This is a genomic window from Ramlibacter sp. Leaf400 (assembly GCF_001424545.1).
Classification (GTDB): Bacteria; Pseudomonadota; Gammaproteobacteria; order Burkholderiales; family Burkholderiaceae_C; genus Ramlibacter.
Map to the genome: position 1 here is coordinate 300,933 of NZ_LMQL01000013.1, position 18,974 is coordinate 319,906.

The window sequence follows — 18,974 nt, forward strand, 5'->3', positions numbered from 1 at the left end:
GGATCAGGAGACGATGTAGGCGGCGGCGCCGGTGCACAGCAGCTTGCCATCGGCGCCGAGAAATTCCATCCGGGTCGACGCCACCCGCGAGCCCAGCCGGAGCACCTCGGCGCGCAGCTCGAAATGCTCGCCCACCGCAGGGCGCAGGTAGTCGATGCGCAGGTCGATCGTGCCCAGCTTGGAGAAGCGGTGCAGGCGCGCCAGCGGCGGCTCGTCCATGTGGCGCGCGCCGATGGCCGCCATGCAGGCCAGGCCGCCCATCGCATCCAGGCCGGCCGCCATGGCGCCGCCGTGCATGCGCTCGTGCAGGAAGTGGCCGACCAGGTCCTTCTTCATCGTGATGCGCCCTTCCACCCGCTCGGGGTGGAGCTGCGTGATCGTCAGGCCCAGCACGCGGTTGAAGGTGATCCGGTCCTCGAAGATGGCCTTGAGTCCGTCCACGAACTCGGGCTCGAACGCCACCGGCTCGGGCGTGGGGTTGCGTGTCATCGCCCGATTGTCCCGCATGGACTCGACCGTGGAAGCCGTCCGACGCGGCCGGCGGCGCGGCCGGGCCATACTGCCGCAGCGGCCCGGCGGCGCCGGTGGAAAGGACGACCCGTGAAGAAGACCTACAGCCAGATGCTGGACGAGATCGAGATGCTCAAGAAACAGGCCGAGGAGGTGCGCCGCAAGGAGATCGAGGTCGTCATCGCGAGGATCAAGGACGCCATTGCGTTCTACGGGTTGACCGAGGAGGACCTGGGGTTCAGCAAGAAGGTCGACAAGGCCGCGAGCCCGGCACCTCCGGCGCCGGCGCCCGCCAAGAAGAAGAAGCGCAAGTCGCGCTATACGGAGAGGCCGTTGGCAGGACCCGTGAAGCGCTGAGCTGGAGTTAACGGGCCGTCATTCCCGCGAAGGCGGGAATCCAGGGCTCCCGCCCTCGTCTGCGGACGGGGAAGCACTGGATCCCCGCCTCCGCGGGGATGACGGTGGGGGCGGGGACGACGGCGGGCGCGCGGATCACGGCTGTCGAGCCCCCGCCGCCCGCGCCATCAGCAAGGCCTTCTCCCGCGCATTCCCCGCCAGCTCCGCCGCGCGAAGGAACGCCTCCCGCGCCTCGCCCGTGCGCCCCAGCTTCTCCAGCAAATCGCCCTGCACGCTCGGCAGCCAGTGGTACTGGCGCAGCGACTTGTCCTGCAGCAGCAGCTCGACGATGGCCAGTCCCTTGGCCGGGCCTTCGGCCATGCCCACCGCCACCGCGCGGTTGAGTTCCACCACCGGCGAAGGCGCCACCTGCGCCAGCTCGCCGTAGAGCGACGCGATGCGCTGCCAATCCGTGGCCGCCGCCGTCGGCGCCCGTGCGTGGCAGGCCGCGATGGCCGCCTGCAGCGTGTACGGCCCCCGTTGGGGCGACAGCGCTTCCGCCCGCGCCAGCGCGGCCAGCCCGCGGCGGATCAGCAGGCGGTCCCAGCGGCCGCGGTCCTGGTCGGCCAGCAGGATGGGCCGGCCCTGCGCGTCCGTGCGCGACTTCATGCGCGAGGCCTGCAGCTCCATCAGCGCGGCCAGGCCCTGCGCCTCGGGCTCGGCCGGCGCCAGCCCGGCCAGCATCCGGCCCAGGCGCAGCGCCTCGTCGGCCAGCGCCGGACGCATCCAGTCGTCGCCGGCGGTGGCGGTGTAGCCCTCGTTGAACACCAGGTAGACCACCTCCAGCACCGAGGCCAGCCGCTGCTGCAGCTCGGTGCCGCGCGGCGCCTCGAAGGGCACCTGCGCGTCGCGCAGCTTCTGCTTGGCACGCACGATGCGCTGGGCCACGGTGGGCTCGGGCACCAGGAAGGCGCGCGCGATCTCGTGCGTGGTCAGCCCGCCCAGCAGCTTGAGCGTGAGCGCCACCCGCGCCTCGGTGGGCAGCACCGGGTGGCAGGCGGTGAACATCAGGCGCAGCAGGTCGTCGCCGATCTCGTCCTGGCGCGCCTCGTCCAGCGCGTCGGTGAAGTCCGGCACGATCAGCGCCTCCTGCGCCTCGAGGTCGCGGCCCAGCTCCTCGTGCTTGCGCTGCTGCATCTGCTGGTGGCGCAGGTGGTCCAGTGCGCGGTTCCTGGCCGCGGCCATGAGCCAGGCGCCGGGCTTGTCGGGCAGGCCGTCGCACGGCCAGCGCTCCAGCGCGGAGACCAGCGCCTCCTGCGCCAGCTCCTCGGCCACGGCGACGTCGCGCACCATGCGAGCGACCACGGCCACCACCTTGGCCGAGTCGATTCGCCAGACGGCGGCGATCGCCTGGTGGACCTGGGAATGCATGGCGTGCGGTGCCGCGCGCTCAGCCCTGCTGCGCCGGAGTGGCCGAGGGGTCCATCCACACCAGCTCCCACACGTGGCCGTCCGGGTCCTCGAAGCCGTGGCCGTACATGAAGCCGTGGTCCTGTGGCGCATTGGGCGCGGCGCCGCCGGCGGCCAGGGCCTTCTTCACCAGCTCGTCCACCTCGGCCCGGCTCTCGCACGACAGGCACACCAGCACCTCGGTGCTCTTGCGCGCGTCGGCGATCGGCTTCTTGGTGAACGTCTGGAAGAACGGCTCCACCAGCAGCATGGCGAAGATGCCCTCGCTGATCACCATGCAGGCGCCCTGCTCGTTGGTGAACTGCGGGTTGAACGAAAAGCCGAGCGCGCCGAAGAACGCCTTGGAGCGCTCCATGTCGCGGATGGGCAGGTTGACGAAGATCTTGCGGGCCATTTTTCTTTTCTCCTGTTCGCTCTATTCCAGCGTGCCGAGCTTGCGGAAACGCTCGGCGCCGTGGATGCCTTTCTGCTCGAAGTGCTCCATCTCGTACAGCGGGCGCACCTCGATCTCGCCGCGCCGGCCTTCGCCCATGGGGTTGGGGAAGCGCCGCGCCCACTCCAGCGCCTCCTCGCGGCTGCGCACCTGGATCAGGGTGTAGCCGGCGATCAGCTCCTTGCTCTCGGCATAGGGCCCGTCGATCACCTTCTGGCGGCCGCCGTCCCACTGGATGCGAAAGCCCTGGCTGGAAGGCTGCAGGCCGTTGGCGTCCAGCAGCGCGCCGGCCTGGGCCAGTTCCTCGTAGAAGGTCGCCATGTCGGCCATCAGCTGGTCGACGTCGGGCGGGAACGAGCCGGCCTCGGTGTCCGCGTTGGCGCGGACCATGATCATGAATCGCATGGCCTTGGCTCCTCAGCGGCCCGTGGCCAGCGGCTGCAGCATGCTGGAGCGGTTGCCCTCGGTGTCCAGGAACGCCACGTAGGCGCCCACGCCGGGGATGTCCATGGGCTCGCCCAGCACCTGGCCGCCGTTGTCGCTGACCTTGCGCATGGTCGCGCGGATGTCGGCCACGCCGATGACGATGCCGGGGAACTGCGCCGGCATCGCCGCGGTGCGCGTGAAGAAGCCGCCGTTGATGGCGCCTCGCATCGCATCGGGGCGCGCATCCTTCTCGGCGGTGGTGACCACCACGTAGTTGCCCATCTCGGGGCCGAGCAGCTGCGGCTTCCAGCCGAAGGTGCGCTCGAAGAAGCGGGCCAGCCGCTCGCGGTCGTCGCAGGGAAGTTCGAAGTGGATGACGGGGTCCATGGTGATTGCTCCTGTCGGTGGCTTCGGATGTTCAGGCCCCGCGGGCCTCGCACAGCTCCTTCAGGCGCGCCAGCGCCTTGGGGAAGGTGTCCTGCATGAACTGCTCGTAGTGGGGCAGGGTGTCCACGTCCACCTGCACCCGCGTTTCGCCGCCGGCCGCGGTGAAGGTGTAGTTCTCGTAGGCCGGCGCCCAGGCGCGAACGTTCTCGCTGGTGGTGTCCTCGACGCCGTCCTTGATCTCGCCCAGGTGGCGGATCGAGACGAACTCGCCCGGTCGGCTCTCGGCGATCTCCGCCACCATGCCCTCGCCGGTGGGCGTGAGGAATCGGATGCGGTCGCCCGGGTTCCAGCCGCCTTCGAAGCGCGAGCCTTCGCAGAAGGGCGCGGTCCACTGGTCGTAGGTGCCCGGCCCGAGCATGACGGACCACACGCGCTCGCGCGGTGCATCGATCGAGGTCGTGAAGTGCAGGGTCTTCTTCATGGCGCTGTCCTTTCTCGCGGGGGCGCCCACGCGCCCGTCACAAGCACGACGAAAGAGCGGCCGGGAAATCGACAACGGCCGGCCTCGGGGCAAACCCGAAGGGCCTGCCGCTCAGGTGTAGCAAGGGCCGAGCTTGCGCACCTCGACCGTGGCCCATTCGGCTGCCGGGCATTCGCGGGCCAGGGCGACGGCCTGCTCGCGCGAGTCGCAGTCGAGCAGGAAGAACCCGCCGACCATCTCCTTGGCCTCGGCGAAGGGCCCGTCCACCAGGCGGGCCTGGCCGGAGCGCACCTGGATGCGCGCGGCCTGCGCGTCGGGCGAGCTCAGCGATTCCATGCCCTTGAGCAGGCCGCGCTGCTTGAGCCCGTTGCCCCAGCGGACCATGCGGTCGAACACCTCCCGCCCCTGCGCTTCGGTGCGGGTGGCGCGCTGACCCGGTTCTTCGACGATGAGGAGCATGTAGGCCATGGCGGGAAATCGTAGCGCAGGCCGCGAACCCTGTCCTTCACCCGGCGCGCTGGCGGGTCAGCATCCGGCCGAGCAGGCCCAGCGCGGCCACCAGGTAGGCCAGGCCCGAGGGCACCCACATCACCAGGCCGCCGAGCTGCTGGTCCTGCACCGGGTCCAGGCCGAGTGCGGCCGTGGTCGACAGGTAGGGTGGGTACCAGGGCGTCTGCGCCAGGCTGAGCAGGGCGCCCAGCGCACCCGTGTGCAGCATGGTGGTGAACAGCGCCGCGACCGCCATGCCGGTGCCGCGGCCCACGCGCGGGTCATGGCCGAGCACGGTCCACCAGAAGAACAGCGCACTGCCCAGGAAACTGGTGTGCTGGAGCACGTGCACGCCCTCGTGCACCAGCGCGGCGGAGAACAGCACCGGCAGGTGCCAGGCCCAGAGAAGGGTGGCGTGCAGGCACCAGGCCACGATGGGATCGGTGAGCGCGGCCCAGGTCCTGGCCAGCCAGCGCGTCTGCACCGCGCGGCCGATGCGGCGTCGGTGCGCCGGGTTGAAGGCCCAGGTCCACGCGGCCAGCGGGCGGCCCAGCACCAGCAGCGGCGCGGCCACCACCACCAGGAGCTCGTGCTGCACCATGTGCGCCGAGAAGAGCCGGCCGCCCAGCGTGTCCAGCGGGGTGGCGAGCGCCAGCACCAGCGTGAGCCAGCCGGCGGCGAAGGCGATGACCGGGGGCTTGCCGATGCCGCGGCCCCAGCCGGCACTGGCCCAGAGCCGCCAGATGCCGCGCATGTAGAGCAGCGCCGAGACCGCGAGCATGAACAGCACCCACCACTCGACGTCCCAGTGCCAGAGCGACGCCGCGGGCGACAGACCATCGGGCGTGTGCGCGCGGGCCAGGGCCGGCGCCAGCGCGCCCGTGAGCAGGAGAGCAGACCTCCACCGCATTGCCTTCGTGTTGGCCATGCGCCCGTCCGCCGCCCGTTCAGACCTTGCTGAAGTCCGGCCGGCGCTTTTCCATGAACGCGGTGAACGCCTCGCGCGCGGCGGGCTCGCGCAGCATGCGGCTGAAGCTGGCGCCCTCTTCCTGCATCTGCTGCAGCACGGCGCCCTGCAGGTGCTTCTTCATCAGGCGCTTGGTCTCCACCAGGCTGGTGATCGGCTTGGCGGCGAGCTTGCGGGCCTGCGCCTGGGCGTAGTTGCTGGCTTCGGTGGGCGGCAGCACACGGTTGACCAGGCCCGCCTCCAGCGCGGCTTCGGCCATGAAGGGCTCGCCCAGCAGCAGCGCCTCGGCGGCGCGGTGGTAGCCGAACATCTGCGGCACCAGCAGGCTGGAGGCCGCCTCCGGGCACAGGCCCAGGTTGACGAAGGGCATCGAGAAGGCCGCGTTGTCGCCCGCGAACACCAGGTCGCAGTGGAACAGCATCGTCGTGCCCACGCCCACGGCGGGACCGCAGACCGCCGCGATCAGCGGCTTGGGGAACTGCGCGATGCCGCGCAGGAAGCGGAACACCGGCGAGTCCTGGCCGGCCGGCGGCTGGTTGAGGAAGTCACCGATGTCGTTGCCGGCCGAGAAGATGGTCTCGTGCCCCTGCAGCACCACCGCGCGCAGCGCCGTGTCGGCCTCGGCGGCCTGCAGCGCGTCGGCCATCGCGCCGTACATGGCCGACGTGATGGAGTTCTTGCGGTCCAGCCGGTTGAGCGTGACGGTGAGCACGCCGCCTTCGGCGTGGGTGAGGATGTCCTGTGTCATTGCAATGCCTCTTTCACGAAATCGAGCCGGTCCTGTCCCCAGAACATCTGGTCGCCGACGAAGAAGGTGGGGGCGCCGAACACGCCGCGCGCCACCGCGGCCTGCGTGACGGCCTTGAGGTGGTCCTTGACCTGCGCGTCCTGGGTGAGCGCCAGCAGCTCGCGCGGATCGAACCCCGCCTGCTGCAGCGCCGCGCCGACTGCGGCGGGATCGTTCATGTTGCGCCCTTCGACCCAGATGGCGCGGAACATCGCGTCGCCGTAGGGTTGCAGGCGCGCTGGATCGCGCATCTGCAGGCCGAGGGCTCCGCGCATGAGCGTGAGCGTGTTGATCGGGAAGTGCGGGTTGTGGCGGAACGCCACGCCGTAGCGGCGGGCGAAGCGCGCCAGGTCCTCGTTCATCCAGCGGCTCTTGGGCGGCACTTCCATCGGCGAGCGGTTGCCCGTCGCCTGGAACACGCCGCCCAGCAGCATGGGCTTGTAGTGCACGCTGGCGCCGGTCTCCTGCGCCAGCCGCGGCACCTGGGTCCAGGCCAGGTAGGCGGCGGGGCTGCCGACGTCGAAATAGAAGTCCAGGTCCTTGGCCATCTCAGAATTTCTCCATCCAGGGTCGCAGGTCGAGCTCATGGGTCCAGGCGTCGCGCGGCTGGCAGTGCAGCATCCAGTACTGGTCGGCGATGTGCTCGGGATCGAGGATGCCGTCCTCGGACTTGAGCGCGTAGCGCTGGGGGAAATTGTCGCGGATGAAGGCCGTGTCGATGGCGCCGTCGATCACCACGTGGGCAACGTGCAGCCCGCGCGGCCCGAGTTCGCGCGCCATGCTCTGCGCCAGCGCGCGCAGCGCGTGCTTGGCGCCGGCAAACGCCGCGAAGTTGGCGCCGCCGCGCAGCGAGGCCGTCGCACCGGTGAACAGGATCGTCCCGCGGCCACGCGGCACCATGCGCCCGGCCACTTCGCGGGCACTCAGGAAGCCGGCGAAGCAGGCCATCTCCCAGACCTTGAAGTAGCGGCGCGCCGTCTCCTCCAGGATGCTGCTGGGCACGTTGGCGCCGATGTTGAACACCAGCACCTCGATGGGCCCGATCTCGGCCTCGATCCGCTCGACCAGCGCGGTGACCTCCTCCTCCTTGCGCGCGTCTGTGCCGAAGCCGTGCGCCACGCCGCCGGCCGCACGGATCTCGTCCAGCAGCGGCTGCAGCTTGTCGGCGCTGCGGCGCACGGCGCAGGTGGCGAAGCCCTCGCGGGCGAAGCGGCGGGCGATGGCGCCGCCGGTGGCGTCGCCGGCGCCGACGACGAGCGCGACCTTTCGCATGGCCTACTCCTTGAAGTACATCAGCTGGTGGGTGGTGGCCAGCAGGTCGCCCTGCCGGTTCCACAGCTGGCCGGTCTGGTCGAGGTAGCCGTTGCGGAACCCCTGGCCCTGCGCCTGCGCGAGCACGTAGTCGGTGCCGGTCGCCCGCAGCAGCTCGGCATCGGCATGGAAGTAGACCGTCATGCTGACGGTGCCGATCGGCACCTGGGTGGCACGGCGCAGCCACAGGCGGGGGAAGAAGTTGTCCGCCATCGCCGTCAGCGACGCGAAGTCCAGCGGGCGATCGGGCGTGTCGCGCAGCCACAGGCGCGTACGGCTGGAGGGGCCGCCCTGCCCGTTCCATTCGGCGGGCACGTTGCCTTCGGCGTAGCGGCGCTCGTAGTGCCGCACCCAGGCCACGCCGCGCACCGCCTCGCGCGGCAGGTCCTGCGGCGCGGGAATTCGCGGCACCTCGGCCTCGGTCGCGCCCCAGGTCTCGCGCCGCAAGGCGGTCATCGCCGTGCCCGTGGCGACGGCCTGGCCGTCCTGCAGCATTTCCAGGACCCAGTGCTGGGTCGACCGGTTGGTGCGGGCGGGCCGCGCCCGCACGTCGAACCCGCCGTCCGCGACGGCCGCCGCGAAGTTGATGGTGAAGGCCACCGGCTCGCCGAGCCGCTGCGGGTGCAGCAGCACCGCCTGGAGCAGTTGCGCCGCCGTCACGCCGCCGTAGGGGCCGATGAAGTTGGCGTACTCCGGGTGCGTGCGGCCGCGCCAGAGGTCTTCACCCTTCGGCTCGAGGGCGATGGCCTGGTCCAGCACATGCAGGCCGATGCCACTTTCGGTTTGCGGGGTCTCCTGCTTCATGCCTGCTCCCTCCTCTCGGGTCGTGCGGGAAGAAAAAAGGCCACGCTGCGGTGGCCTTGGGTCCTGCGCGCGGTCAGACGCGCTCGAAGATGCCGGCGGCCCCCTGGCCCATGCCGACGCACATGGTCACCATGCCGTACTTCAGATTCTTGCGGCGCAGCGCGTGCACCACTGTCGCGGAGCGGATAGCCCCCGTCGCGCCCAGCGGATGGCCCAGCGCGATGGCGCCGCCGATCGGGTTGACCTTGGCGGGGTCGAGCCCGAGCGTGTTCATCACCGCCAGCGACTGCGCGGCGAAAGCCTCGTTGAGTTCGATCCAGTCCAGCTGGTCCTGTTTGAGCCCGGCGGACTTGAGCGCGGCCGGGATGGCCTCGACCGGGCCGATGCCCATGATGTGCGGCGGCACGCCGCGGCTGGCGTAGCTGACGAAGCGGGCCAGCGGCTGCAGGTTGTGGCGCTTGAGCGCGGCCTCGCTCACCAGGATGAGCGCGCCCGCGCCGTCCGAGGTCTGCGAGCTGTTGCCGGCCGTCACGCTGCCGCGCGCCGCGAACACCGTCCTGAGCTTGGCGAGGCCCTCGGTCGTGGTGTCGGGGCGGGCGCCTTCGTCGAGGCTGACGGTGCGGGTCTGCACCGCGACCTCGGCGGAGTCGAGGTCCACCGAACGCTCGGCCACTTCCACCGGCGTGATCTCGTCGGCGAACTCGCCGGCCTTCATCGCCGCGATCGCCTTCATGTGCGACTGGTAGGCGAACTGGTCCTGCGCTTCGCGGCCGACCTTCCACTGCTGCGCGACCTTCTCGGCGGTCAGGCCCATGCCGTAGGCGATGCCGTAGCTCTCGATGTCGTCGGGGTTGGCGAAGATGGTGGGCGACAGCGAGGGCGAGTTGCCCATCATCGGCACCATGCTCATGCTCTCCGTGCCCGCCGCGATCATCACGTCGGCCTCGCCCACCCGGATGCGGTCGGCCGCCATCTGCACGGCCGACAGGCCCGAGGCGCAGAAACGGTTGACGGTGATGCCACCGACGCTCTTGGGCAGGCCGGCCAGCACCGCGCCGATGCGGGCGACATTCAGGCCCTGCTGCGCTTCGGGGATGGCGCAGCCGCAGACCACGTCCTCGATGCTGGCCGGGTCGAGGCCGGGGACTTGCGCGAGGGCGGACCGCAGCGCGGTGGCCAGGAGGTCGTCCGGGCGGGTGTTGCGGAAATAGCCGCGGTGGGACCGCCCGATGGGGGTGCGGGTGGCGGCGACGATGTAGGCGTCTTGGATTTGTTTCATGGATGGCTCCTGTCTTTGGCTTCCTCCCTCCCCCTCTGGGGGAGGGTCGGGGTGGGGGCACGCCCCAGCCCATTGATCTGATCCGCGATCACCGTCAGCACCCCTTCCAGGTTCACCATCGGTGCGTTCGTGGGAAAGCGCAGCACCGTGAATCCCTGCTGTTCGAAGAACGCATCCCGGCGCGCGTCGTACTCCACTTGCTCGGCATGTTGCGATCCGTCGAGTTCGACGACCAGCTTCGGGTCGAGGCAAGCAAAGTCGGCGACGTAGTGCCCGAGCGGATGCTGCCGGCGGAACTTCACACCCAGCTGTTCAGCCCGCAGGCGGGTCCAGAGCAGGCGCTCGGAGTCCGTCATCTCGCGCCGCAGGATGCGGGCGTTGCGCTGGGCTGAAGAAGTGGATTGGTGTTGCATGGCGGCGTGCCCCCACCCCAGCCCTCCCCCAGAGGGGGAGGGAGGAAGGCAGTCAGTTCCTCAACGGCTTCCCCGTCGACAACATCCCCAGGATCCTCTCCTGCGTCTTCGGATGCTGCACCAGCTCGCAGAACGCCTGGCGCTCGAGCGTCATCAAATACTCCTCGCTCACCAGCGTCCCCGCATCCACATCACCCCCCGTCACCACGTTCGCGATCAGCGACGCGATGTGGAAGTCGTGCCGGCTGATGAACCCGCCATCGCGCATGTTCACCAGCTGTCCCTGGATGGTCGCCTTCCCGCTCCGCCCGGCCACCGGGAACAGCCGCTTCGAGGGCGCGCGCCACCCGGCGTCGGCCAGCGCCTTGGCCTGGGCGATGGCGACGTACAGCACCTCGTCCTTGTTGGGCACGACCACGTCGCTGTCCAGCAGGTAGCCGAGCTTGCGCGACTCGATCGCGCTCGTGCCCACCTTGGCCATGGCGGCCGCGGTGAAGCCCTCGGTCAGGAAGGGCAGCAGGTCCTTGTGCGTGCTCTGCGCCATCGCCTCGGCGGCGCGCCGCGCGATGTACGTGAGGCCGCCGGCGCCGGGCACCAGGCCCACGCCGACTTCCACCAGGCCGATGTAGCTCTCCATCGCCGCCACGCGCAGCGCGGAATGCACCGCCAGCTCGCAGCCGCCGCCCAGCGCCATGCCGCGGATGGCCGACACCACCGGCACCGCCGCGTAGCGCAGCCGCAGCATGGTCTGCTGCATGAAGCCTTCGGCGTCCTCGATGGCGGCCACGCCCACGGCCATGAAGGCGGGCAGCATGGCCTGCAGGTCGGCGCCCACCGAGAACGGCTCGTCGCCCGACCAGACCACCAAGCCCTGGAACTCCTTCTCGGCCGTCTCGATCGCCTGCTGCAGGCCCTCGCACACCTCGGGGCTGATGGCGTGCATCTTGGTCTTGAGGCTGGCGATGAGCACCTCGTCGTCCAGCGTCCAGAGGCGGATGGTCGCGTCCTCGTGCAGCGTGCGCCCGGCGGTCTCCCACGCCTGCGCGCCGCTGCCCAGCACCGCCTCGGGGAACAGCTGGCGCCCGTGCACCGGCAGCAGCCGGCGCGGCTCGAACTTCCGGGTGGTCGGGTTCCACGACCCTTCGGGCGTGTGCACGCCGCCGGCCTCGGCCACCGGTCCCTGGAACACCCACTCGGGCAGCGGCGCCTTCGACAGCGCCTCGCCGGCATCGATGTCCTCCTGGATCCAGCGCGCCACCTGCGCCCAGCCGGCCTCCTGCCAGAGCTCGAACGGGCCCTGCTTCATGCCAAAGCCCCAGCGCATCGCGAGGTCCACGTCGCGCGCCGTGTCGGCGATCGAGGCGAGGTGCACCGCGGCGTAGTGGAAGCCGTTGCGCAGGATGGACCAGAGGAAGCGGCCCTGCGGCCCCTCGCTGTGGCGCAGCAGCTTCAGGCGCTCGGCAGCAGGCTTCTTCAACATGCGGCCGTACACCTCGTCGGCCTTCTCGCCGCCGGGCACGTACTCCTTCTGCGCGGGATCGAAGCGCAGCACGTCGCGGCCGACCTTCTTGTAGAAGCCGGCCTTGGTCTTCTGCCCCAGGTGGCCCATCTCCAGCAGCGTCTTGAGCACCTCGGGCGTGGCGAAGCTGGCGTAGAAGGGATCGGTGTCGGCGCTCAGGTTGTCCTGCAGCGTCTTGATGACGTGAGCCATGGTGTCCAGGCCCACCACGTCGGCGGTGCGGAAGGTGCCGCTGGAGGCGCGGCCCATCTTCTTGCCGGTGAGGTCGTCCACCACGTCCCAGGTGAGGCCGGACTTCTCCACCTCGCGCATCGTGGCCAGCATGCCGGCGATGCCCACGCGGTTGGCGATGAAGTTGGGCGTGTCCTTGGCGCGCACCACGCCCTTGCCCAGCCCGGTGGTGACGAAGGCTTCCAGGTCGTCCAGGATCTCGGGCCGCGTCGCCGGCGTGGCGATCAGCTCCACCAGGTACATGTAGCGCGGCGGGTTGAAGAAGTGGATGCCGCAGAAGCGCGGCTTGATCGCCTCGGTCAGCGCCTCGGACATCTTCGTGATCGACAGGCCCGAGGTGTTGGACGCCACGATCGCATGCGGCGCAATGTGCGGCGCGATCTTCTTGTAGAGGTCCAGCTTCCAGTCCATGCGCTCGGCGATGGCCTCGATCACCAGGTCGCATTCCGCCAATAGCGACAGGTGCTCCTCGTAGTTGGCCGCCTGGATGAGCGCGGCGTCCTCCGCCACGCCCAGCGGCGAGGGCTTGAGCTTCTTCAGGCCCTCGACGGCCTTGGTGACGATGCCGTTCTTCGGGCCTTCCTTGGCCGGAAGGTCGAACAGCACCACCGGCACCTTCACGTTGACGAGGTGGGCGGCGATCTGCGCACCCATCACGCCGGCGCCGAGGACGGCGACTTTCTTCACGCGGAAGCGGCTTGCCGACTTCTGCTGCTCCGCCGCGGCGGAGCGGTCGTCCTGGTCTCTGTACATCGATCTCTCCTTGTCTTGCTCCCTCCCCTTCCGGGGGAGGGTTGGGGTGGGGGCACGCCGGTGCCGCTGGCAGCACCGCGGTTCGACAGGCCCCGGGGCGCCCCCACCCTGCCCTCCCCCAGAGGGAGGGGAAAAAACCATCTACTGCACCCGCACCCACGTCTGCGTGCGGCCGAACGGCCCGAAGGAACCGCGCACCTCCAGGCGCTTGCCACCCTCGATCGGCGTCAGTCGCAGCGTGTACTCGCGGCCGTTCTCCGGATCGAGGATGCGGCCGCCCTCCCAGACGTCCTTGTCGGCGGCCTTGCGGGCGCCGCGGATGATCTCGAGTCCATCCATGGGCTTGCCCTTGCGCTCGTCCCGGCATTCCTCGCACACGGCATCCGGCCTGGCGTCCCTGGCCAGCCGACGCACGATCGCGCCGTTGACCTCGCCCGCCGATTCGGTGATGCGAATCTCGGCCTTGGCCTCGCCGGTCTTGTCGTCGATGTTGCGCCAGGTGCCGACGGGCGACACCTGCGCCAGCGCTGCGCCCCCCGCGAGAAGCCCGATCAGCAGGACCGCTGCCCTCACGCGAGCGCCTCTTGCGTGTCGAGCAGGCTGCGCGCGCCGGCGCGGGCCGTGCGCATCAGCGTCGCCGTCTCGGGGAACAGGCGGGCGAAGTAGAAACGGGCGGTCTGCAGCTTGGCCTTGTAGAACGGGTCGGCATTGCCGGCCTCGATCTCGCGCAGCGCCACCTGCGCCATGCGCGCCCAGAAGTAGCCGAACACCAGGTGGCCCAGCACCCGCAGGTAGTCCACGGCGGCCGCGCCCACCTCGTCGGGGTTCTGGAAGGCCTTGAAGCCCAGCTCGGTCGTGAACTTCGTCATCTGGTCGCCCAGCATCGCGATCGGGTTGATGAACTCGGCCATCTTCTCGTTCACGCCCTCCTCCTCGACCAGCTGCGCGACCAGCTTGCCGAACTTCTTGAGCGTGGCGCCCTGGTTGCCCAGCACCTTGCGGCCCAGGAGGTCCAGCGACTGCACGGTGTTCGTGCCCTCGTAGATCATGTTGATGCGGTTGTCCCGCACGAACTGCTCCATGCCCCACTCGCCGATGAAGCCGTGGCCGCCAAACACCTGCATGCAGGCATTGGTGGCGATGTGGCCGTTGTCGGTGAGGAAGGCCTTCACGATGGGCGTGAGCAGCGCCACCATCTCGGCGCTGTCCTTGCGCACCTTCTCGTCGGGGTGGCTCAGCTCGCGGTCGATCAGCAGGGAGCAGAACATCGAGAGCGCCCGGCCGCCTTCGGCATAGGCCTTGGCGGTCAGCAGCATCTTGCGCACGTCGGGGTGCACGATGATCGGGTCGGCCGGCTTGTCCTTGGCCTTGGGCCCGGACAGCGAGCGCATCTGGATGCGGTCCTTCGCATAGGCCAGCGCGTTCTGGTAGGCCACCTCGGTCAGTCCCAGCGACTGCATGCCCACGCCGATGCGTGCGGCGTTCATCATCACGAACATGGCCTGCAGGCCCTTGTGCGGCTCGCCCACCAGCGTGCCGACGGCGCCATCCAGGACGATCTGCGCGGTGGCGTTGCCGTGGATGCCCATCTTGTGCTCCAGGCCGCCGCACCAGATGCCGTTGCGCTGGCCCAGGGAGCCGTCGGCGTTGACCTGGAACTTGGGCACGACGAACAGGCTGATGCCCTTGCTGCCGGAGGGCGCGTCGGGCAGGCGGGCCAGCACCAGGTGCACGATGTTGGAGACGAAATCGTGCTCGCCGGCCGAGATGAAGATCTTGTTGCCCGTGAGCTTGTAGGTGCCGTCGGCCTGCGGTTCGGCCTTGGTGCGCAGCAGGCCCAGGTCGGTGCCGCAGTGCGGCTCGGTCAGGCACATGGTGCCGGTCCACTCGCCGCTGGTGAGCCGGGGCAGGTAGGTCTTCTTCTGCTCGGGCGTGCCGTGCGCGTGCAGCGCCTCGTAGGCGCCGTGCGTCAGGCCCGGGTACATGGTCCAGGCCTGGTTGGCCGAGTTGAGCATCTCGTAGAAGGCCTGGTTCACCACGATGGGCAGGCCCTGGCCGCCGAACTCGGGGTCGGCCGACAGCGCGGGCCAGCCGCCTTCCACGTACTTGGCGTAGGCCTCCTTGAAGCCGGTGGGCGTCTTCACCTCGTGCGTCTTCGCATCGAGCGTGCAGCCCTCGCGGTCGCCGACCTGGTTGAGCGGGAAGGTCACCTCGCTGGCGAACTTGCCGCCCTCCTCGAGGATGGCGTTGATCGTGTCCACGTCGACCTCGGCGTGCGGCGGCATCGCCTTGTACTCGTCGGCGACCTTGAGCACTTCGTGCATGACGAACTGCATGTCGCGGATGGGCGGGGTGTAGCTGGGCATTTCCGTGTCACTCCTTGGAGGCGGTTTTGGATGTGCGGGGGGGGCGGGCCGCGGCTTTCGCCGCGCCCATGTCGGCGCCGTAGCGGCGCAGGATGTTGTCGAAACCGGCGTTGGCCCGTTCGATGGAGCCGGGGGTCTTGAGGAAGCGCGCCTCGTAGTGCAGCGCCAGGATCAGGCCGTGGACCTCGAACAGCATCTGGTCCTCGTCCACGTCGGCGCGCAGGTGGCCCTCTTCCACGGCCCCGGTGATGGCGCGCTTCATGGCCGAATGCCAGGCCAGCACCGAGCTGGCCAGCGCATCGCGCACCGGGCCGGGGCGGTCGTCGAACTCGACGGCGCCGCTGATGTAGATGCATCCCGAGTCGATCTCCACCGAGGTGCGCTTCATCCAGTTGGCGAACATCGCGCGCAGCCGCGGCAGGCCGCGCGGCGCCTGCAGCGCCGGGTAGAAGACCTCTTCCTCGAAGCGGGCGTGGTACTCGCGCACCACCGAGATCTGCAGCTCCTCGCGCGAGCCGAAGTGGGCGAACACGCCCGACTTGCTCATCTGCGTGACCTCGGCCAGTGCGCCGATCGACAGGCCTTCCAGCCCGATCTGCGTGGCCAGGCCGAGCGCGGCGTCCACGATGGCGGCCTTGGTCTGCTGGCCCTTCTGCATGGCACGGCCCTCACGGGCCAGTCGCGATTTCAGGGGCAGGTTGGTGACGGACATGGTTCTGCTCAAAAGAACGAACGGTCGTTCTATTTTGCAGGATTTTCGGAGGCGGGGACTGCGGTGGGCTGATTTAGAGCGGTCGGCCTAAGGCGGCCGATGCCCCGCGGGCAGGCCCACAAGGACTTCGGTATTCGCGTGCGACTACGGGGGAATGCAAGCTGGCCGACCTCATCAACGACTGAGTCAGCACTCATGAAATCCAACAAGCCATCCGCCCTGGCTGCTTGCGTCACTCTTGCCCTGGCGGCGTGTGGGGGAGGGAGCGACTCCCCGCCGGCCTTCACGAACTTCCAGCCGGCTGCCGTCGTGCTGGGGCAAGCCGACTTCGTCAGCGGTCAGGAAGACGCAGGACGAGGCGTGCCATCCGCCAGCAGCTTCAGCAACCCGGGCGGCATGGCCGTAACTGATGGAGGAATCCTGTATGTGCCTGAATGGAACAACAACAGGGTTCTGGGCTTCGCTGGCGGGATCCCCACGACCAATGGCGCTTCGGCATCCTTCGTGCTGGGACAGGAGTCCTTTCAAGGCAGCGAATTCGATCTCGCGCCAACCAGCCATCCCGCCGCCACGTCCGTGCGTTTCGCAGCGGGCAAGCTCGCTGTCACGCATCACCAGGTCAGCCGGGTAGTGATCTTCAACTCTCCGCCGACTGGCCCCGGCGCCCAGCCCGACCGACTGATCGGCGAGGCCCGCAGCATCAACGAAGGCCCCCTCTGCCGGATCGATTCGCTCACCACCCCGGGGGACGCATTCATCACGGCGGACGGGAAGCTGATCGTTGCCGACACAGGCAACAACCGGGTCCTCATCTGGAGCAGCCTGACCTCCTCGGCTCCTTCCGTGGTGCTGGGACAGGATGCATTCGATCGCTGCGCCGCCAATGACGACAATCAGGATGGCACCTCCGGAAACGCCACGGCGAGAACGCTTCATCACCCTGCCAAGGTCTGGAGCGACGGCACGCGGCTGCTGGTCTCGGACTACGACAACAACCGTGTGCTGATCTGGAACCGATTCCCCACGGGGAACTTCCAGCCCGCCGACGTGGTGCTCGGACAGAGCACGTTTGCAGGAGCCATGCCCAACGACGACAACCAGGATGGCTCTTCGGATGCGCTCCCGAGTGCTCGCACCTTTGACGGGCCCTATGGCATCAGTGTCGACGGAAATCGGCTGGCCATCGCCGACGGGCAGAACAACCGCGTCCTGATCTGGGAGCAGTTTCCCCAGCAGAACTTCCAGCCGGCCAACGTGGTGATCGGTCAAGCCAGCTTCGTCGCGAAAGCAGCGAACGACAGCAACCAGGACGGCGTCAGCGAGAGCGTCCCATCCGACAAGAGCCTCTCGAATCCCGGAAACGTGCTGTTCCATGGGGGCGATCTGCTGGTTGAAGACGGCCGCAACCACCGCATCCTGGTGTTCAAGCGCCAGCAGTAACTTGGACTTCCGCTGACAACGCCAACAGGCGCTGGGCTGGCTAGCTGCCACTCGACCTTCACATGATGCCGCCTTTGCCACTGATCCCATCCGGCGGCGCTCAAGCTGACCCACGAGTCCCGGCTTGCAACGCGGCCACCGGTGCCGCCCGAGCCAGGTCCCGGCCCGCCGCAGTGGCCATCAGCGCCCGGCTTGGGACTATCGTGCGGAGTTGGGCCGCCGCCCAGGTGGCCCGCCGCCATGGCGTGCTGCGGAGGTCAGGTGAGCCGCTTCGTCCAGGAAATCCATTTCACGCCCGCCGTCAGCGGTGCGTCCATCGCGTACGCGATCAGCGGCCGCGGCTATCCCCTGGTGCGGGCCGGCCACTGGATGACCCACCTGGAGTGGGACTGGCAGATGCCGGTCTGGGGGCCCTGGATCCACGCACTCAGCGAGCGCTTCCACCTGTTCCGCTACGACAACCGCGGCTGCGGCCTCTCGGCCGCGGAACCTGCGCCGGTGACGCTGGACCGCCTGGTGGACGACCTGGCGGCCGTGGTCGATGCGTCGGGACAGGAGCGCGTCGCCCTGCTGGCCCCGTCCCAGGGCGGGGCGGCGGCCATCACCTACGCGGCTCGCCATCCGGAGCGCGTCAGCCACCTGGTGCTCTGCGACGCATTCGCGCGCGGCGCGCTGGTGCGGCAACCGGGCCAGAGGGCGCTCATCGATGCGCTGGCGCGCCTGGTCGAGGAGGGGTGGGGCCAGGACAACGCCGCCTTCCGCCAGCTGTTCACGACACAGTTCTTCCCGGGCGCCACGCCCGGACAGGCCCGTGCTTTCAACGACATGCAGCGGCTCTCCTGCACCCCCGCGCAGGCGGCCGGCATCGTTCGTGGCCTGGCGGAGATCGACGCCTCGCCGCACCTGGGCGCCGTGCGCTGCCCGACGCTGGTGATGCATTGCCGCGGCGACGCCCGCGTGCCCTTCGAGGAGGGCCGGCTCCTGGCTGCCCACATCGCGGGCGCGCGCTTCGAGATCCTGGACTCGGCCAACCATGTCCCCCTGCAGGGCGAGCCGGCTTACGGCCGGATGATGGAACTCATCGCGCAGTTCCTTCCGGCCTCTGCCGGCAGCACGGTCGCTGGTCCTTTCAAGGGCCTGAGCTCGCGCGAGCAGGAGATCGTCGAGCTGCTGGCCCAGGGCCTGGACAACGCCCAGATCGCGGCGCGGCTGGGCCTGGCGGAAAAGACCGTGCGCAACAACGTCTCGGCCGTGTTCGTGAAGCTCGAGGTGGAGAGCCGCGCGCAGGCCATCGTGCGGGCGCGCGAAGCGGGGTTCGGAAAAGGCTGAGCGCCGGGACCGGGGTCCCGGGCCAGGGACCGTCTTCGTGCCCGGCCGTGGGACCGGCGTCCCGCGACGCCGGCCGTGGGACCGGCGTCCCGCGACGGCGCGCGCTGCGGCGCCTTCAATGGGTGCCATGTCCCAAGGAGAACGCCATGAGCACCCCCGTCCAGACCCCAGCGCCCCGCCCCCTGTTCGTCCAGGTCGATGCCCGCGGCGGCTTCCACGTCGTTCCTGCCGGAGAGCCTTTGCCGGACCTGGCCTTCTTCGACCAGCGCGAGCGCGTGGAGCGGCAGGCCGCCCAGCTGCGCGGGCAAGCCGTCGACGAAACCGCCGTGCTGGTCGGGCGCTGGGCGTGGGGCATGGCCGCGCTGTGCGCGGCGGCGCTCCGCCAGGGAGAAGAGCAGGCGCAGCGGCGAAGCCCGGCTGTCGCGCCCTGATTCCGTCATTCCCGCGGAGGCGGGAATCCAGCAACTGTCTTGGTTGTCAAGCGGCCGATGCTGGATTTCTGAAGGGCGTCGAACTCTTGACCATCGCGTT

General features: G+C 69.5%; 22 protein-coding genes. 4 read left to right on the forward strand and 18 right to left on the reverse strand.

Annotated features, from left to right (window positions below; genetic code table 11):
- Nucleotides 1-3: 3 nt before the first annotated feature.
- The gene (locus ASG30_RS19975) at nucleotides 4-489 is read right to left on the reverse strand and encodes a thioesterase family protein (RefSeq protein WP_055901082.1); all 486 of its coding nucleotides are present in this window, start codon (nucleotides 487-489) and stop codon (nucleotides 4-6) included.
- 111 nt (nucleotides 490-600) lie between these two features.
- On the opposite strand from ASG30_RS19975, the gene ASG30_RS19980 reads away from it, so the two are divergent.
- The gene (locus ASG30_RS19980) at nucleotides 601-867 is read left to right on the forward strand and encodes an H-NS family nucleoid-associated regulatory protein (RefSeq protein ID WP_055901085.1); all 267 of its coding nucleotides are present in this window, start codon (nucleotides 601-603) and stop codon (nucleotides 865-867) included.
- Nucleotides 868-1,002: 135 nt separating this feature from the next.
- Here the strand turns inward: ASG30_RS19980 and ASG30_RS19985 are convergent, their stop codons facing one another.
- The 17 genes from ASG30_RS19985 to ASG30_RS20065 all read right to left on the reverse strand — a co-directional run bounded on the left by ASG30_RS19985 (nucleotide 1,003) and on the right by ASG30_RS20065 (nucleotide 15,674).
- On the reverse strand, nucleotides 1,003-2,277 hold the full coding sequence (locus tag ASG30_RS19985; RefSeq protein WP_055901088.1) for an RNA polymerase sigma factor: 1,275 nt from the start codon (nucleotides 2,275-2,277) through the stop codon (nucleotides 1,003-1,005).
- 19 nt (nucleotides 2,278-2,296) lie between these two features.
- Nucleotides 2,297-2,710 (reverse strand): VOC family protein, encoded by a 414-nt coding sequence (locus tag ASG30_RS19990; protein WP_055901091.1) that lies wholly within the window; start codon nucleotides 2,708-2,710, stop codon nucleotides 2,297-2,299.
- A 21-nt stretch (nucleotides 2,711-2,731) separates the two neighbouring features.
- Nucleotides 2,732-3,154, reverse strand: coding sequence for a YciI family protein (locus ASG30_RS19995; protein ID WP_055901094.1), 423 nt, complete (start codon nucleotides 3,152-3,154; stop codon nucleotides 2,732-2,734).
- A gap of 12 nt (nucleotides 3,155-3,166) precedes the next feature.
- The gene (locus tag ASG30_RS20000; protein WP_055901097.1) at nucleotides 3,167-3,562 is read right to left on the reverse strand and encodes a VOC family protein; all 396 of its coding nucleotides are present in this window, start codon (nucleotides 3,560-3,562) and stop codon (nucleotides 3,167-3,169) included.
- A gap of 31 nt (nucleotides 3,563-3,593) precedes the next feature.
- Nucleotides 3,594-4,043: an SRPBCC family protein gene (locus ASG30_RS20005; protein ID WP_055901100.1), complete on the reverse strand. Its 450-nt coding sequence runs from the start codon at nucleotides 4,041-4,043 to the stop codon at nucleotides 3,594-3,596.
- A 111-nt stretch (nucleotides 4,044-4,154) separates the two neighbouring features.
- Nucleotides 4,155-4,511 (reverse strand): YciI family protein, encoded by a 357-nt coding sequence (locus ASG30_RS20010; RefSeq protein WP_055901103.1) that lies wholly within the window; start codon nucleotides 4,509-4,511, stop codon nucleotides 4,155-4,157.
- 37 nt (nucleotides 4,512-4,548) lie between these two features.
- Entirely contained in the window at nucleotides 4,549-5,460 is a 912-nt protein-coding gene (locus ASG30_RS20015; protein WP_055901106.1) for a cytochrome c oxidase assembly protein, read from the reverse strand.
- A gap of 19 nt (nucleotides 5,461-5,479) precedes the next feature.
- Nucleotides 5,480-6,247: an enoyl-CoA hydratase gene (locus ASG30_RS20020; protein WP_055901109.1), complete on the reverse strand. Its 768-nt coding sequence runs from the start codon at nucleotides 6,245-6,247 to the stop codon at nucleotides 5,480-5,482.
- Entirely contained in the window at nucleotides 6,244-6,834 is a 591-nt protein-coding gene (locus ASG30_RS20025; protein ID WP_055901111.1) for a 2-hydroxychromene-2-carboxylate isomerase, read from the reverse strand. The genes ASG30_RS20020 and ASG30_RS20025 overlap by 4 nt, the downstream gene beginning before the upstream one ends.
- A 1-nt stretch (nucleotide 6,835) precedes the next feature.
- Nucleotides 6,836-7,558 (reverse strand): SDR family oxidoreductase, encoded by a 723-nt coding sequence (locus ASG30_RS20030; protein ID WP_055901115.1) that lies wholly within the window; start codon nucleotides 7,556-7,558, stop codon nucleotides 6,836-6,838.
- A gap of 3 nt (nucleotides 7,559-7,561) precedes the next feature.
- Nucleotides 7,562-8,401 (reverse strand): acyl-CoA thioesterase, encoded by an 840-nt coding sequence (locus tag ASG30_RS20035; RefSeq protein WP_055901118.1) that lies wholly within the window; start codon nucleotides 8,399-8,401, stop codon nucleotides 7,562-7,564.
- A 73-nt stretch (nucleotides 8,402-8,474) separates the two neighbouring features.
- The gene (locus tag ASG30_RS20040; RefSeq protein ID WP_055901120.1) at nucleotides 8,475-9,680 is read right to left on the reverse strand and encodes an acetyl-CoA C-acyltransferase; all 1,206 of its coding nucleotides are present in this window, start codon (nucleotides 9,678-9,680) and stop codon (nucleotides 8,475-8,477) included.
- Nucleotides 9,677-10,093: an endonuclease domain-containing protein gene (locus ASG30_RS20045; RefSeq protein WP_055901123.1), complete on the reverse strand. Its 417-nt coding sequence runs from the start codon at nucleotides 10,091-10,093 to the stop codon at nucleotides 9,677-9,679. The genes ASG30_RS20040 and ASG30_RS20045 overlap by 4 nt, the downstream gene beginning before the upstream one ends.
- A 52-nt stretch (nucleotides 10,094-10,145) precedes the next feature.
- Nucleotides 10,146-12,596 carry a 3-hydroxyacyl-CoA dehydrogenase/enoyl-CoA hydratase family protein gene (locus ASG30_RS20050; protein WP_055901126.1) on the reverse strand — a complete coding sequence of 817 codons (2,451 nt, stop codon included), beginning with the start codon at nucleotides 12,594-12,596 and terminating at the stop codon, nucleotides 10,146-10,148.
- Nucleotides 12,597-12,737: 141 nt separating this feature from the next.
- Nucleotides 12,738-13,169 (reverse strand): DUF2147 domain-containing protein, encoded by a 432-nt coding sequence (locus tag ASG30_RS20055; protein WP_055901129.1) that lies wholly within the window; start codon nucleotides 13,167-13,169, stop codon nucleotides 12,738-12,740.
- A complete protein-coding gene (locus tag ASG30_RS20060) occupies nucleotides 13,166-14,962 on the reverse strand; it encodes an acyl-CoA dehydrogenase C-terminal domain-containing protein (RefSeq protein ID WP_055901132.1) in 1,797 nt (598 codons plus the stop codon). Before ASG30_RS20060 ends, ASG30_RS20055 begins: the two co-directional genes overlap by 4 nt.
- Nucleotides 14,963-14,969: 7 nt before the next feature.
- Nucleotides 14,970-15,674: a TetR/AcrR family transcriptional regulator gene (locus tag ASG30_RS20065; RefSeq protein WP_055901135.1), complete on the reverse strand. Its 705-nt coding sequence runs from the start codon at nucleotides 15,672-15,674 to the stop codon at nucleotides 14,970-14,972.
- Nucleotides 15,675-15,869: 195 nt separating this feature from the next.
- Here ASG30_RS20065 and ASG30_RS20070 point away from each other — a divergent pair, with 195 nt between their 5' ends.
- From ASG30_RS20070 to ASG30_RS23135, 3 genes are all read left to right on the forward strand, one after another.
- Complete coding sequence (locus tag ASG30_RS20070; RefSeq protein ID WP_156385629.1) at nucleotides 15,870-17,114, forward strand: hypothetical protein; 1,245 nt, start codon at nucleotides 15,870-15,872, stop codon at nucleotides 17,112-17,114.
- A 261-nt stretch (nucleotides 17,115-17,375) separates the two neighbouring features.
- The gene (locus ASG30_RS20075) at nucleotides 17,376-18,443 is read left to right on the forward strand and encodes an alpha/beta fold hydrolase (protein WP_055901141.1); all 1,068 of its coding nucleotides are present in this window, start codon (nucleotides 17,376-17,378) and stop codon (nucleotides 18,441-18,443) included.
- Between the two features lie 146 nt (nucleotides 18,444-18,589).
- Entirely contained in the window at nucleotides 18,590-18,874 is a 285-nt protein-coding gene (locus ASG30_RS23135; RefSeq protein WP_055901144.1) for a hypothetical protein, read from the forward strand.
- The last annotated feature ends 100 nt before the right edge of the window (nucleotides 18,875-18,974 follow it).

What these genes read in the sequence shown, in the direction of transcription:
- ASG30_RS19975 (WP_055901082.1), bottom strand. Translation starts at nt 489, where the DNA reads ATGACACGCAACCCCACGCCCGAGCCGGTGGCGTTCGAGCCCGAGTTC.
- ASG30_RS19985 (WP_055901088.1), bottom strand. Translation starts at nt 2,277, where the DNA reads ATGCATTCCCAGGTCCACCAGGCGATCGCCGCCGTCTGGCGAATCGAC.
- ASG30_RS19990 (WP_055901091.1), bottom strand. Translation starts at nt 2,710, where the DNA reads ATGGCCCGCAAGATCTTCGTCAACCTGCCCATCCGCGACATGGAGCGC.
- ASG30_RS19995 (WP_055901094.1), bottom strand. Translation starts at nt 3,154, where the DNA reads ATGCGATTCATGATCATGGTCCGCGCCAACGCGGACACCGAGGCCGGC.
- ASG30_RS20000 (WP_055901097.1), bottom strand. Translation starts at nt 3,562, where the DNA reads ATGGACCCCGTCATCCACTTCGAACTTCCCTGCGACGACCGCGAGCGG.
- ASG30_RS20005 (WP_055901100.1), bottom strand. Translation starts at nt 4,043, where the DNA reads ATGAAGAAGACCCTGCACTTCACGACCTCGATCGATGCACCGCGCGAG.
- ASG30_RS20010 (WP_055901103.1), bottom strand. Translation starts at nt 4,511, where the DNA reads ATGGCCTACATGCTCCTCATCGTCGAAGAACCGGGTCAGCGCGCCACC.
- ASG30_RS20015 (WP_055901106.1), bottom strand. Translation starts at nt 5,460, where the DNA reads ATGGCCAACACGAAGGCAATGCGGTGGAGGTCTGCTCTCCTGCTCACG.
- ASG30_RS20020 (WP_055901109.1), bottom strand. Translation starts at nt 6,247, where the DNA reads ATGACACAGGACATCCTCACCCACGCCGAAGGCGGCGTGCTCACCGTC.
- ASG30_RS20025 (WP_055901111.1), bottom strand. Translation starts at nt 6,834, where the DNA reads ATGGCCAAGGACCTGGACTTCTATTTCGACGTCGGCAGCCCCGCCGCC.
- ASG30_RS20030 (WP_055901115.1), bottom strand. Translation starts at nt 7,558, where the DNA reads ATGCGAAAGGTCGCGCTCGTCGTCGGCGCCGGCGACGCCACCGGCGGC.
- ASG30_RS20035 (WP_055901118.1), bottom strand. Translation starts at nt 8,401, where the DNA reads ATGAAGCAGGAGACCCCGCAAACCGAAAGTGGCATCGGCCTGCATGTG.
- ASG30_RS20040 (WP_055901120.1), bottom strand. Translation starts at nt 9,680, where the DNA reads ATGAAACAAATCCAAGACGCCTACATCGTCGCCGCCACCCGCACCCCC.
- ASG30_RS20045 (WP_055901123.1), bottom strand. Translation starts at nt 10,093, where the DNA reads ATGCAACACCAATCCACTTCTTCAGCCCAGCGCAACGCCCGCATCCTG.
- ASG30_RS20050 (WP_055901126.1), bottom strand. Translation starts at nt 12,596, where the DNA reads ATGTACAGAGACCAGGACGACCGCTCCGCCGCGGCGGAGCAGCAGAAG.
- ASG30_RS20060 (WP_055901132.1), bottom strand. Translation starts at nt 14,962, where the DNA reads ATGCCCAGCTACACCCCGCCCATCCGCGACATGCAGTTCGTCATGCAC.
- ASG30_RS20065 (WP_055901135.1), bottom strand. Translation starts at nt 15,674, where the DNA reads ATGTCCGTCACCAACCTGCCCCTGAAATCGCGACTGGCCCGTGAGGGC.
- ASG30_RS20070 (WP_156385629.1), top strand. Translation starts at nt 15,870, where the DNA reads ATGAAATCCAACAAGCCATCCGCCCTGGCTGCTTGCGTCACTCTTGCC.
- ASG30_RS23135 (WP_055901144.1), top strand. Translation starts at nt 18,590, where the DNA reads ATGAGCACCCCCGTCCAGACCCCAGCGCCCCGCCCCCTGTTCGTCCAG.